Annotated in this window: 8 protein-coding genes; 1 reads left to right on the top strand and 7 read right to left on the bottom strand. The window is 69.5% G+C overall.

What is annotated here, in order from left to right; translation table 11 throughout:
- Window positions 1-9 precede the first annotated feature (9 nt).
- Window positions 10-2,067, top strand: a complete 2,058-nt coding sequence (locus tag ACIP6U_RS27710) for a TIM-barrel domain-containing protein (protein ID WP_401723012.1) — start codon at window positions 10-12, stop codon at window positions 2,065-2,067.
- Between the two features lie 61 nt (window positions 2,068-2,128).
- Here the strand turns inward: ACIP6U_RS27710 and ACIP6U_RS27705 are convergent, their stop codons facing one another.
- The 7 genes from ACIP6U_RS27705 to ACIP6U_RS27675 form a co-directional block, all read right to left on the bottom strand.
- The gene (locus ACIP6U_RS27705) at window positions 2,129-2,842 is read right to left on the bottom strand and encodes a hypothetical protein (RefSeq protein ID WP_401723010.1); all 714 of its coding nucleotides are present in this window, start codon (window positions 2,840-2,842) and stop codon (window positions 2,129-2,131) included.
- A 35-nt stretch (window positions 2,843-2,877) separates the two neighbouring features.
- A complete protein-coding gene (locus ACIP6U_RS27700; protein ID WP_401723007.1) occupies window positions 2,878-5,157 on the bottom strand; it encodes a glycosyl hydrolase family 95 catalytic domain-containing protein in 2,280 nt (759 codons plus the stop codon).
- Complete coding sequence (locus tag ACIP6U_RS27695; RefSeq protein WP_401723004.1) at window positions 5,154-7,121, bottom strand: beta-galactosidase; 1,968 nt, start codon at window positions 7,119-7,121, stop codon at window positions 5,154-5,156. The genes ACIP6U_RS27700 and ACIP6U_RS27695 overlap by 4 nt, the downstream gene beginning before the upstream one ends.
- Window positions 7,121-9,331, bottom strand: coding sequence for a 1,4-beta-glucanase (locus tag ACIP6U_RS27690; protein ID WP_401723002.1), 2,211 nt, complete (start codon window positions 9,329-9,331; stop codon window positions 7,121-7,123). Before ACIP6U_RS27690 ends, ACIP6U_RS27695 begins: the two co-directional genes overlap by 1 nt.
- A gap of 128 nt (window positions 9,332-9,459) precedes the next feature.
- On the bottom strand, window positions 9,460-10,413 hold the full coding sequence (locus tag ACIP6U_RS27685) for a carbohydrate ABC transporter permease (protein ID WP_401722999.1): 954 nt from the start codon (window positions 10,411-10,413) through the stop codon (window positions 9,460-9,462).
- The gene (locus tag ACIP6U_RS27680) at window positions 10,410-11,444 is read right to left on the bottom strand and encodes an ABC transporter permease (protein ID WP_401722997.1); all 1,035 of its coding nucleotides are present in this window, start codon (window positions 11,442-11,444) and stop codon (window positions 10,410-10,412) included. Before ACIP6U_RS27680 ends, ACIP6U_RS27685 begins: the two co-directional genes overlap by 4 nt.
- Before the next feature lie 26 nt (window positions 11,445-11,470).
- Entirely contained in the window at window positions 11,471-13,153 is a 1,683-nt protein-coding gene (locus ACIP6U_RS27675) for an extracellular solute-binding protein (protein ID WP_401722994.1), read from the bottom strand.
- Window positions 13,154-13,430: the final 277 nt, after the last annotated feature.

Here is a 13,430-nt window from a genome sequence, read left to right as displayed (position 1 = left end):
GCACTCCTCGTGAATCAGCCTGCCGAAAACCAGCCCCCGACCGGCGCGGTGAGCCTCGCGCAGTCGTCCCCCACCGTCGGCACCTTCCGCGAGCGGGACGGCGCGCTGGAGTGGAGCGGCCGCCAGGAGACGCTGCGCATCGAGCCGTGGGGGCCGGATGCCGTCCGGGTCCGGGCCCGGCTCGGCGGTCCCGTCCTGGACGGACTGCCGGGCGCGCTGCTCGCGGACGCGCCGCCGGCGTCGTACACCGTCAAAATAGAGGGCGGACAGGGGCAGTTGACCGTCGGCGCGCTCACCGTGGAGGTGGATGCCGAGGGGCTGATCCGCTTCCTGCGCACGGACGACCGCGTGGAGATCCTCGCCGAGGAGCGGGCGCACTTCTGGTGGCCGGGCTCGCGCCTGTACACGGCCGTCGGCAACGGCCACCACCGTCTGGAGCAGCGGTTCGCGGCCTACGACGACGAGAAGCTGTTCGGTCTGGGGCAGCACCAGCACGGGCAGTTGGACCAGAAGGGCCTGGTCCTCGACCTGGTGCAGCGCAACGCCGAGGTCTCCATACCGGTGCTCTCCTCCAGTCGCGGCTACACCCTGCTGTGGAACAACCCGGCGATCGGTCGCGTGGAGCTGGCCCGCAACGGCACGCGCTGGGTGGCCGATTCGGCCCGGCAGATCGACTACTGGATCACCGCGGGCGCCCCGGCGGACGGTCAGCGCCGCTACAGCGCGGCGACGGGCCGTACGCCGATGCTGCCGGAGTGGGCGGCCGGCTTCTGGCAGTGCAAGCTGCGCTACCGCACGCAGGACGAACTCCTCGCCGTGGCACGGGAGTACAAGCGGCGCGGGCTGCCGATCTCGGCGATCGTCTGCGACTTCTTCCACTGGACGCACCTGGGCGACTGGAAGTTCGACCTGTCCGAGTGGCCCGACCCGGGCGCGATGGTCCGTGAACTGGCCGACCTGGGCATCAAGTTGGTGGTCAGCTTCTGGCCGTCGGTGTCGCCGCTGTCGGAGAACCACCCGGTGCTGGAGCAGCGCGGCTACCTCATCGGCACACAGTACGGTCCGATGGCACACGCGGACTGGCCCGACAAGGGCGTCGCCTCCACCGTGCAGGTCGCCTTCTACGACGCCACGAACCCGGAGGCCAGGGAGTTCGTGTGGTCGAAGGTGAAGGAGAACTACCTCGACCCGTACGGCATCACGGCCTTCTGGCTGGACGCCTGCGAGCCGGAGCTGAAGCCCGGGTTCCAGGAGAACCTGCGGTACTGGACGGGCCCGGGCCTGGAGGTCGGCAACAGCTACCCCGCCGAGAACTCCCGCACCTTCCACGAGGGTCTGCTGGCCGCCGGCACTCCGGACGACGAGATCATCACCCTCAACCGCTCAGCCTGGGCGGGCAGTCAGCGCTACGGCGCCGCCCTGTGGTCCGGCGACATCGGCACCGACTTCGCGACCCTGCGCCGCCAGATCGCGGCCGGCCTCAACACGGCCCTGTCCGGCATCCCTTGGTGGAACACGGACATCGGCGGCTTCCACGGCGGCGACCCGGACGACCCCGCGTACCGCGAAGTGATGGTCCGCTGGTTCCAGTTCGGCGCGCTGTCCCCGCTGATGCGCCTGCACGGCTTCCGCGACCCCGGCATGGAGCTGGGCCCCGACATGACCGGCGGCCCCAACGAGGTCTGGTCGTACGGCGAGGAGACCACCCCGATCCTGGCGAAGTACCTGCGCCTGCGCGAGCGCCTGAAGCCGTACGTCCTGGAGGTGATGCGGGAGGCCCACGAGGAGGGGCTGCCGACGATGCGCCCGCTGTTCCTGGAGTTCCCGGACGACCGGGCGACCTGGACGGTCGACGACGCCTATCTCTTCGGCCGGGACCTGCTGGTCGCCCCGGTCCTGACCGCCGGCGCCACGGCCCGCACGACGTACCTCCCGGCGGGCGCGACCTGGACGGACGCGTGGACCGGTGAGACGTACGAGGGCGGCGCGGCCGTGACGGTCGAGGCCCCGCTCGACCGCATCCCGCTGTTCCTGCGGGACGGGGCGCGGCTGCCGGTGGCGGAGTAGACGCGGGGGTGGCCGGTCCCGTGGGGAAGGGACCGGCCATCCGGCGATCAACAACTGCGGATCAACTACTGGTGACGCTCTCGCTGTTGACGGTGAAGTTCAGGCCGCCGGAGGAGGACGTGATCTCGAAGCCGAACTGCACGTCCCCGATGGTCACGTTGCCGAACCAGCCCTTGGTGTCCTTGATCCACTTCAGGATCGGCAGGACGTTGACCGTGCCGGAGCTGGAGTTGGAGGTGCGGATGAAGGAGAACACCTCGTTGGCGCCGTTGTTGCCCTTGTAGACGGTCCAGGTGTGGCCGCCCAGCGTGAGGGTGCCCTGCGAGGTGCCGAGCGGTCCGACGGCACCCGTCTTGTTCATCCAGAGCATGATCTCGTAGTCGTAGTTGGTGTCCCAGATGTCGTACGACGTGTTGTACGCGCCGGACGACGGCACGGAGACGTTGTAGCTGCTGGACAGCGAACCGAGCGCGGTGATCGACTTGTTGATCACCTTCTTGGCGTTGGGGTAGGACTTGATGCCGCCGGTGTTGGGGTGGTTGGCGTTGACACCCCAGTTGGTACCGGAGTTGGCCCAGATGCACTGGCTGCCGGCGCCCGAACCCCAGATGTTGTTGTAGAGCGTGTAGCCGTTCAGCGAGGTGTTGCCCCACTGGTCGCAGGAGCTCCAGACGGCGGCCGAGGCGGGGGCGGAGGCCAGTCCGACGGTGGCGCCGAGCGCGAGGGCCGGGGCCAGCAGCGCCATGGTGATCCTGCCGAGCGTGCGTGTTGCCATGGTGTCCCTTCCATGGGTGGGGGGAACTGCGCGGATCACCACGCCCTCAGGGTGAGGACGCGGTCTTCGCCGGCGACGAGATCGAGCGGCTCCGCGCCGGCGGAAGTCCGGAGTTCGACACGGCGGCTGCGGGTGGGGCGCAGCCGCACGGTCGCTTCGTTCGGGCTCCAGGTCAGATCGAGCACGGCCCCGAACCGGGAGCGGACGCCCAGGAGTTCGCCTTCCGGGTACGTCGCCGGGAGCGCCGGCAGCAGGACCAGCCGGTCCGGCGTCGACTGCACGAGCGTCTCGACGAGCACCGCGGGCAGGGTGTGCGCCGCGTCCGCGTTGTAGACGTCCCGGTTCGGGTAGTGCGCGCTCATCAGGGAGTTGTGGAAGAAGTCGCCCTTGAGGACCTGCCCGAGTGCGTGCGCGACCCGGTCCCCGTCGCGCAACCGGGCGGCGATCAGGGCGTGATGCAGATGCCCGTGCGCGGAGTCGTTCTCGGCGCCGCGCAGTTCAAGCGCGCGGTGGGCGGCGGCCGCGAGTTCGGGGGTGTCGTACGGGGTGATCTCGTCGAGCGGCCAGACACCGTAGAGGTGGCTGAGGTGCCGGTGGTCGTAGCTGTCGTCGAGGCCCGGGTGGGCCCATTCGGCGAGGGCGCCATCGGAGTTGACACGGTGCGGCGGCAGACGGTCGGCGAGCGCCCGCCAGCGGTCGGCGTCGGGGCCCGGGTGGTAGTCGGCCGCGGTCAGCAGGGCGTGCCGGGCGGCGGACAGGTCCATCGCCGCGTCGATCGCGCCCCAACTCCCGTTCGCGGGCCGGTTCTCGGGCGAGTAGGACGGCACGACGACCAACTGCCCCTCCCCGTCCGTCCGACTGAGGAAGTCCTCGTAGAACCGGGCGACTTCGGCGAGCGCGGCAGCGGTACGCGGGTCTCGGGCGCCGCGCGTCTCGTCGTGGTCGACGAGCGGCTTCAGCAGCCAGTCGGCGCCGGCGGTCCACAGGTGGAGGGGGTATTCGCGGCTGAAGTGGTACGACAGCCCGGACTCGCCGTCGGTGTGGGCGGGGGCGACGACGCCTCGGGCGCCGAAGACCGTACGGGCGTTCTCGGCCCAGTCGTCGAGCTGACCGTGGATCAGGGAGGCGAGGGCCTCGGTCACTTCGGGCAGGCCGGCTGATGCGGCGGAGGCGGTCTGGAGGTTGAGGTTGGCGTCGTTGGTGAAGGCACCGGACCAGGCCGTGTCCCATTCGCCGGTCCAGAGCCCGGTCAGCCGGGGCGGGAGGAGACCGCTCGCGGAGAGCAGGTGGTAGCGGCCTGCGGCGAAGAGGCGCTCAAGGAGGGCGGGGCTGTCCGGGTGAGTGAGCAACTCGGAGCCGGGCAGGGCGCGTTCGGCGGGGTCCGCGTGGAGGTCGAGGGTGACGCGGGTGTAGGCGGTGCGGTGGAGGGTGGTGTGGCGGTTCAGGAGGTGGGTGTAGGGGTCGTCGGCGTGCGGGTCGTTGGCGTGTGGGTCGTTGGCATGCAGGTCGTTGGCGTCCGAATTCCCGGTGTCCAGGTCCTTGGCGTCCAGGAACAGGTCGCGCAGGGCGCGGGTGAGGGGCTCGGTGTCCGGCTCGCCGGTGTGCCGCGCCACGCGGGTCAGCAGCAGTACCGAGTCCGCGCCGGAGACCCGAACACCCGGCGGGGTGAGCTGGGTTCGGCCGCCCGTGGCCACGATCAGGGTCGCTCCGGTGTACGCCGTCTCGCTCCCCGGGTAGCGGACGCGCAGGGTGAGCAGGGCGCCCTCAGGCACGAGCACCGCGCCGTTTCCGACGGCGAGCCCGGCGGGTGCGCCCGGGAGGCGGTGGTCGAGGGTGATGTCCAGGTCGCGCCCGACGACGTGCTGGACGATCACGTCGTCGGCGCGGGACACGAAGACGCGGCTGCGGTGGCCCTCGTATGCGGTCTCGGTGACGCCGGTGGTGAAGTCGACGGAGCGGCGGTAGCCGGGCGCACCCGGCCTGTTGAACGCGTCGGGCGTGGTGCGCAGCCGAATCTGGAAGGCCGGATGGAAAGGCTGCACCCACTGCAACTCGCGCCCGTCGGTGAAGGACTCGGCCGCGTGCAGGTCGCCTGCCAGCAAGCTGTCCTGGAGGGCGGGGAGTCGGTCGGCGAGGTGGGGCGGGCGGGCGTGTTCGGCGCCGTTGGGGCGGACCAGGGTGTGATGGGTGACGACTACCCGCTCGTCGTTCGGTTCGCCGAACAGGAGGATGCCGTGGTGGCCGTTGCCACTGAGGAAGCCGTCCTCCCAGCGGGTGGCGGGCCGGGGCTCCCAGGTTCCGTGCGTGAGGGTCATGAGCGCAACACCATCACGCCGTAGCGGCCGAGGGTGATTTCGTCCGTGAACGACGCGCCCGTGAGCAGGTCATGGTGGGTGCCCGGGAGCTCGACGGACACGGACTCGCGGCCGTGGTGGAGCAGGAAGAGCAGGTCGCCACGGCGCACGGCCTCGACCCGGTCGGGCAGTCCGTCGAGGACGGGGCGGGCGCCCGCGTCGGCCGCGATCCGGGCGAGGAGTGCGCGCAGCGCGTCGGGCTCGGGGAGCGTGGAGACGTACCAGGCACGGCCGTTGCGCAGAACCGCGGGAAGCCCGTCGAGTTCGCCGCCCTTGTACGTGGCCTCGACCTCGACGCTCCCGGCGGCCTCGATCTCCTCCGACCACAGGATCCCGCGGAAGCGGTCGGTCTCCACGAACTCCCCTTCGTCCAGAGGCCACCACTCGTGCAGGGTGCGGATGCCGAGGAGTTCGCGGAACCGGGGATCCATGCCGCCGGGGCGTACGCGGTCGTCCTGGTCGGCGACGCCGGTCAGGAAGCCGGAGACGAGGGTGCCGCCGGCGCGGACGTAGGCGAGGAGGTTGTCGATCGCCGGGTCCGTGAGGGCGTAGAGCTGGGGGACGACGACCAGCTTGTACGGGCTCAGGTCGTGCTCGGGGTGGGCGAAGTCGGTGGTGAGGTGGGACTGCCAGAGGGCGCGGTGCCAGGAGGTGAGGACGTCGGTGTAGTCGACGCGGGTGGAGAGGCGGCCCTCGTGGGCGCCGGCCCACCAGGAGTGCCAGTCGTGCAGGACGGCGATGTCAGCGGTGAGGTGACTGTCCGTCACGTGAGCGCCGATCGCCGCGAGTTCGGCGCCGAGCCGCTTGACCTCTTGGAAGGTCCGGCCCTCCTCCCCCGCATGACTGACCATCCCCGAGTGGAACTTCTCCGCGCCCTGCCGGGACTGGCGCCACTGGAAGTAGCAGACGGCGTCGGCGCCGCGGGCGACGGCCTGGAGGGACCAGAGGCGGTTGAGGCCACGCGGTTTGGGGTGGTTGACGCCCCGCCAGTTGACCGGGCCGGCCGCCTGCTCCATCAGCATCCAGGGGCCGCGCGCCTGGGAGCGGGTCATGTCCTGGACCAGGGCCGCGTGTTGGGCGCCGAACGGGTCACGCGGGTCGGGATAGAGGTCGACGGAGACGACGTCCTCCTCCCCCGCCCACCGCCACGCGTCCTGCCCGGTCCACAGCGGCATGAAGTTGGTGGTGACGGGGATGTGCGGGGTGTGGCGCCGCACGATGTCCCGCTCGGCGGCGTAGCACTCCAGGAGCATGTCGGACGTGAACCGCTTGAAGTCCAGCACCTGGGTGGGGTTCTTGAGGTAGTGCGCGTGCCGGGGCGGCAGCACCTCGGCCCAGTCCCCGTAGCCCTGGCTCCAGAAGGCCGTTCCCCAGGCGGAGTTGAGGGCGTCGAGGCTGCCGTACCTCTCCCCCAGCCAGCCGCGGAAGCGGGCGGCGGCCTCGTCGCCCCAGTCGTAGGTGCAGTACTCGTTGTTGATGTGCCACAGGGTGAGGGCGGGGTGGTCGGCGTAACGGGCCGCGAGGTCCTCGGTGATGGCGGCGGCCCGGCCGCGGTATGCGGCGCTGGAGTGCGAGAAGTGCTGGCGGCCACCCCACCATTCGGTCCGGCCGTCCTCGTCACGAGGCAGGGACTCGGGGTGGAGTCGGCCGAGCCAGGGCGGTGGCGAGGAGGTGGGAGTGGCGAGCACGACCCCGATCCCGCTGCCGTGCATCAGATCCATCAGCCGGTCCAGCCAGCCGAAGTCCCGCTCCCCCGGCCGGGGTTCGAGCCTGGCCCACGAAAAGACGCCGAGGGTCACGGAATTGACGCCGGCGTCCTTCATCAGCCGGACGTCCTCGTGCCAGGTCTCCTCGGGCCACTGCTCGGGGTTGTAGTCCCCGCCGAAGAGGATGCGCCCACGGGTCGTGTCGCTGAGCCGGGGCATCAGATCCGCTCCCCGTACTGGATGCCGCGCCCGTTGGTGGCGAGGTAGACACGGCCGTACACGCGCGGGTCACCGGTGATGGCCTGCCCGGTCCAGCCCCACTGGTGCCGGTCGTCATTGATCCGCACCCAGGTCTTCGCCTCGTCGTCGGACCGATAGACGGCGGTGATGGTCTCGGTCGACCCGACCTGATAGATCGCCGGATAGTCCGCACCGTCGGCGGCCTTCCCGAAGCCGAGGGTGTACGAGGCCCAGCAGCTGGCGACCTTGGTGAAGCTCGCGCCACCGTCGACGGACCGGTACAGCCCGTTCCACTTGACGCTCAGCCACAGGTCACCGGACCGACCCGGCGCCGCGACCAGCTGGAACTGGCTGTCCCCGGCCGGCAGTCCACCCGCACGCTCGGTGAACGAGAGGCCACTGTCAGTGCTGGCACGTAGCGTTCCTGTATCGGTGTCGTACGCGTAGAAGAGCGTCGGGTCGGCCGGGTCGGCGACCGGCGTGGCGCCCTTCGGGAAGGAGGAGATCTCGGTCCAGGTCGTGCCGTTGTCGGCCGAGCGGTGGGCTGCGTACTTCGTGCCGTCCCAGTGCACGAAGGACCACAGCAGCACGCTGCCGTCGGCGTTGGTGGCGATCGGCCCCGGTGCGTCATGGGCGAGGGAGGGCTGGGCGGCGAAGGGCGCCCAGGTCCGGCCGCCGTCGCCCGAGTGGGCACCGTTGCCGTTGTCGCCCCAGCCGGTGCGCACCACGTACGCCGGCCTGCCCGCGGCCTGCGCGAGTCCTGTCGCCGACCCGAACACGGGGTTCGTCGCCATGCCGCGGGAGGGCGAGGCCGTGAGCCGCTCGTGGTACAGCACGCCGATGTCCCCCGAGCCGCTCAGCAGGTGCGCCTCCCCGACCGGGGGCGACACCAGCTTGATCACGGACGTCTCCTCCAGGCCACGGATCTGCGGCGCCCAGTGCTTCAGATCCCGCGTGCCGTAGAGCGTGGCCCCGGTCCCGTACACCACATGCCGGGAGTCGTACGGGTCGACGGCGACGGCCTGGATCCACCAGCCGAACTTGGGCTGCTCGGCACCCCACTTGAGGAAAGGAGTCTCGGACACGTCGAAGACAGCGGCGTCCTTGAGGGACGTCCAGGTGCGACCGCCGTCGGTGGTCCGGTACAGGGTGTCGACGGCCGCCCAGCGGTTGTTGGTGGAGACGACGACGGTGCCGGGGCGACGGGCGTCGACGGCGACCCCGCCGTAGCCGAAGGTGTCGCTGCCGCCGGGCCGGACGGGGGTGACGTCCGTCCATCGGCCGGTGGCGGGAGCGAACCTGTGCACACTGCCGTCGGCCTGCCCGTTCGGCCCGGGCGCGTCGGCGTACGACACGTACAGCTCGCGGGTGTGCGCGTCGTAGGCGGCCCGGATCGGCACCTTGGCGGAGGCGCCGGTGGGCTGCGCGGGGACGGCTTCCCAGGTGGTCCCGCCTGCGGTGCTGGCGGCGGTGCGAAACAGGTTGCTCGTGCCGCCGGTGCCGTCGCCCCAGCCGGCGTAGACGGCACGGCCGACGGCGACGAGGAAGGTGATGCCCTGGCCGGAGCCGCTCGGGGTTGCCGGAAAGTCGCTGACGGCTGCCCAAGTGGCGCCCCGGTCGGTCGACTTGAGCAGCCCGTCGTGCCGGGTGCCGAGCCACAGGGTGTCGCTGTCGCGCGGGTCGACGAGCAGCCGCTCACCCGCCCCACGTCCGTCCTCGTTGGCGCCGAGCTTCACGGTGAGGTCGCTACGGGTCCAGGTGGCGCCACGGTCGTCGGACCGCAGGACGGCTCCGTTGCCGGCCCAGGACTGGGCGTAGGTGCCGACGGCGAGGTAGAGCCGGTTCGGATGGAGGGGGTCGATGGCGAGGGCCTCGACGCCGAGGAGGTTCCAGTCGTCCCAGCCGAGATGGTCGGTCAACGGGGTCCAGCGGGCGGCCCGTTCGTCCCAGCGGTAGGCCCCGCCGATGTCGGTACGGGCGTAGGCGAGCCCGCGGACGGAGGGGTGGAAGAGCACACCGGTGACGAATCCGGTACCGCCGATCACTGCGTTGCGCCAGCGGTAGGAGGGGGCGGCGGCCGAGCTTCCGGCGGCGTGCGCGGATTGGGGAGGAAGCGGTACGGCGGTGAGCGCAACAGCGGCTGCGGCCCCACCAAGAACAGTCCGCCGACTCGGTTTCGACGTAGGCATGACATACCTCGCTCTAGGAAATGAGGATCAGGGGAGCTACCTCCAGGGGCGCGGGGAACTGCGCGACCAGCCACGAAATACCCGCGGCCGCCATCAAACAGAAACCAACCCACCCAGTAGGCGGACCGTCACCCCTTCACCGCACCGGTCAACATGCCCTTCTTGAAATGCTTCTGGACGAACGGCGACAACACAGCCACCGGCAGCAGAGCCATCACCATCACCGCCATCTGAACAGCGAGCCCGGACAGTTCCCCGGTCTTGATCGCCTGCCCCAACCCCACCGGCGCCTCCTGCTTCTGCACCAGCTGGATCATGACGTTCTGCAGCGGCATCATGTTCTGGTCGTTGAGATACAGGGACGCGTTGAACCAGGCACTCCAGTACCCGACGGCGTAGAAGAGCGTGATGACCGCCAGCACCGCCCGGGACAACGGCATCACGATCTGCCACAGGATCCGGAAATCCCCGGCCCCGTCGATCCGCGCGCTGTCGGTGAGTTCCTGCGAGATCCCCATGAAGAACCCGCGCAGCACAAGGATGTTGAACACGCTGAGCGCACTCGGCAGGATCAGCGCGAGATAGCTGTCGGTGAGACCGAGCGACTGCACCAGCAGGTACGTGGGAATCATCCCGGCGCTGAAGAACATCGTGGCGAGGAGGATCATCAGCAGCCACCGGTGCCCGAGCGACCCGATCCGCGAGAGCCCGTACGCGCACAGCACCGACACCGTCATCGAGAACACCGTGCCGACGAGCGTGACGAGGATGCTGATGATCGCCGCACGGGTGACCTGGCCGCCGCTGAGGAGTTCCCTGTACGCGACGAAGGTGATGCCCTTGGGCACCATGACCAGGCCGCCGGCCTCGTCGATGGTCCTGCGCGAGGAGAGGCTGGTGACGAGGACGATCCAGAGCGGGAAGAGGATGCCGAGGCAGGCGAGGGTGAGGACGAGTCCCTTGCCCGCGAGGCCGGCCCTGCTGGGTTCCTCCTCCCAGGTCGGCCGGGGCGGCGCGGCCCAACGACCGGGCTGTCGTGCGGACTTGACCGGCTGCACGGCCTTGTCGATGACGGCGGTCACTTCTTGTACACCCCCTGCTCGCCCATGAGATGGGCCACTTTGTTCGCGGCGAGGACCAGGCCGAGGCTGATCACACCCTTGACGAGTCCGGCGGCGGCCGCGTAGCCGAAGTCCTGGTTGCGGACGCCGTTCCACCAGACGAAGGTGTCGAGGACCTCCGCCGCTCCAGGGCCCACGGCGTCGCGTTGGAGGAGTATCTGTTCGAAGCCGACCGTCAGCGCGTCGCCCACCCGCAGCACCAGCAGCAGCGCGATCACCGGCCGCAGCGCGGGCAGCGTGACGTGCCACATGCGGCGCCAGCGCCCGGCGCCGTCCATCGCGGCGGCCTCGTACAGGTCCGGGCTGACGGAGGACAGCGCGGCGAGGAAGACGATGATCCCCCAGCCGGCGTCCTTCCACACGCTCTGCGCGGTGATCAGGAACTTGAACGTGTTGGGGTCGGTCATGACGTCGAGGCCGTCGTAGCCGTGCTGGCGCAGGAGTTGCGAGAACAGGCCCGCCCCGCCGAGCAGTTGCTGGAAGACGGCGATGACCAGCACCCAGGAGAAGAAGTGCGGCAGGTAGAGGATCGCCTGCGAGAGCGCCCGGACCCGGGGCCTGACCACGCTGTTGATGAGCAGCGCGAGCAGGATCGGGATGGGGAAGAAGAGGATCAGCTGGAGGAAGAAGAGGACCAGTGTGTTCCGTACGGCGCTCCAGAAGGCCGAGTCCTGGAAGATCAGCTGGAAGTTGTCGAAGCCGACCCAGGGGCTGTGCAGCATCGAGACGATGCCGTTGTCGCTGACGTAGGGGTCGTAGTCCTGGAAGGCGACGATGTTGCCGAGGATCGGCAGGTAGTTGAAGACCAGGATCAGCAGCAGCGCCGGCAGTGTCATCAGGAGCAGGACGCGGTCGCGTCGGAACCTGAGCCGCAGGCTCAGCTTTCCGCCGGGACGTTTCTGCCGGGTGCCGGTGGCGCCGCCGGACGCCACCGGGGTCTTCCCCGTCGTGTCGGCCTCGGTCCTGCTCCGAGGCACCGTGCTGTGGGACACGGCCGTTCTCCTTGCCTCGGTGCCGGTCAGCTCGCCGCGGTGCCGTTGTCGTCGAGCAACTTCTGGTACCAGTCGCGCAGTCTGTCGCCGCCCTTGCTCTTCCAGTCGGAGACGGCCTGCTGCATGTCGCTGATCTTCTTGCGGCCGCGGGTGATGTCGTCCTCCAACTGCTCGAAGTCGTTGGAGAGGTTGGTGTACCGGCTGGGCTCGGTGATCTGCTGGCCGTAGAAGGTGGACTTCTTGGTGAAGGCGCCCATCCGCTGCTGCCACTCGACCTGCGCCTTGGCGACGTCGGGGAAGTCGGGGTGGGCGATCGTGGCGGCGGGGCTGGCGACCATCACGTAGGCGTTCAGGACCTCGTTGTTGCCCTGGTCGGTCTTGGTGGGCACGCCGTCCTTGACGGTGTAGTGGGTGCCCTCCACGCCGTAGTTGGTGAGCATGTACTCCTTGGTGCCGTACGGCGCGGCGGTGACGTTGGCGACGGCCAGCACGTCACGGATCACGGACTCGGAGGCCTTCTTGCTGATGAAGGCGAAGATCCCGGCGGGCTGTTCGGCCCAGAGGGTCGGGTCGCCGCCGTCGTGGCCGAAGATGTCCATGCCCCAGATCTTGTACTCGGGGTTCTGGGTGGCCTGTTCGGCGGTGCGGCTCCACCACTGCGAGATGTTGTTGGCGTAGATGAGGAACTCGCCGGCCGCGAACTTGGGTCCCGGGTCGGTGGCCGCGCTCTTGCCCAACTTGGCGTCCGGGTGGACGTATCCGGCGGCGAAGAGCTTGCGGGTCCACTCCAGCGCTTCGAGGTACTCGGGGGTCTCGACGCGGTAGACCAGCTTGCCGTCGACGAGGTTCCAGCCGAGCGGCTTCTCGCTGCCCGAGAGGACACCGAAGGCCTGGAAGGCGGTCCACTTCATGTCGAGGCAGGCCCACCGCTTGGCCTTGGCGTTGGTGATCTCCTTGGCCAGGGCCATGAACTCGTCGGCGGAGGTGGGGACTTGGTACCCCTCCTTGTCGAAGATGTCCTTGCGGTACAGGGGCACGATGCCGGTGACGTACGGGGACGGCTGCGGCAGGCCGCGGAGTTTGCCGCCGAAGACCGAGCGCTGCCAGGCGTCCGTCGGGATCGCCGCGAGGTTCGGGTACTCCTTGATCTTGTCCCCGGAGAGATAGGGGCCCAGATCGGCGAACTTGCCGACGATCGCGCTGGGTATCTTGCCGCCCATGTTCCAGCCGGGGATGACCACGACGTCGGGGATGTCGCTGGAGGCGAGGACCGCGCCGAGCTTCTGGTCGTAGGTGTTGCCGTCCTGGTTCTGCCACTCGACGTCGACGCCGATCAGGGCGTTCATCGCCTTGTAGTAGGCGTTGTCCGACTTCGGCGGCGAGCCCCAGAACGGCGACATGATGGAGACCTTGCCGCCCTTGCCGAGCTTCTTGGGGACCGAGGTCTTCAGGCCCGCGAGGTCGAGCTTCGCGGTGAAACCGAGCGCGGAGCCGTTCTTCGCGGGGATGTCGGGGGTCACCACGTTGCCGGCCACGTACGCCGGGAGCAGCTTCTTGACGCCCTTGCCCGACGACGAACCCCCGTTCGACCCGCTGTCCGAACCACCGCACGCGGCGAGCAGCGGCATTCCTCCCGCCACCGCTGCGGCGGCGACCGCCGTGGAGGCGAGGAAACTTCTCCGGCTGGGGGCGGAGGCGTTCGGCGTCATTGCGTCAACCCTTCATGGCGCACCAGGACACCCGGCGGTGGGCCGTCGGCTGCGGTGTCTTGAGTGGAACAGAGCACTTGGCGAACTTGTCGAAGCGCTTCGATGTTGCTGCGAGGTTAAGTGAACACCCTGGGGTGCACAAGGGTCGCCCCCAAGATTCCTCCGAGCTATCAGGGGCGACCTCTTGGTATGCGCTGCTTGAAATGGCGGTGAGCATCCCTTGACACCCACCGGTCCGTCGAATGAGCATCGAAGCGCTTCGAAAGCGTTCCGCCGC

Source organism: Streptomyces sp. NPDC088794, from assembly GCF_044750545.1.
Taxonomy (GTDB): Bacteria; Actinomycetota; Actinomycetes; order Streptomycetales; family Streptomycetaceae; genus Streptomyces.
The sequence above is the reverse complement of the archived record's forward strand: the minus strand, read 5'-3'. Positions and strand labels throughout refer to the sequence as shown.

Excerpts from the sequence above, each read along its gene's own strand:
- ACIP6U_RS27695 (WP_401723004.1), bottom strand. The coding sequence starts at position 7,121 with ATGCCCCGGCTCAGCGACACGACCCGTGGGCGCATCCTCTTCGGCGGG.
- ACIP6U_RS27675 (WP_401722994.1), bottom strand. The coding sequence starts at position 13,153 with ATGACGCCGAACGCCTCCGCCCCCAGCCGGAGAAGTTTCCTCGCCTCC.
- ACIP6U_RS27700 (WP_401723007.1), bottom strand. The coding sequence starts at position 5,157 with ATGACCCTCACGCACGGAACCTGGGAGCCCCGGCCCGCCACCCGCTGG.
- ACIP6U_RS27705 (WP_401723010.1), bottom strand. The coding sequence starts at position 2,842 with ATGGCAACACGCACGCTCGGCAGGATCACCATGGCGCTGCTGGCCCCG.
- ACIP6U_RS27690 (WP_401723002.1), bottom strand. The coding sequence starts at position 9,331 with ATGCCTACGTCGAAACCGAGTCGGCGGACTGTTCTTGGTGGGGCCGCA.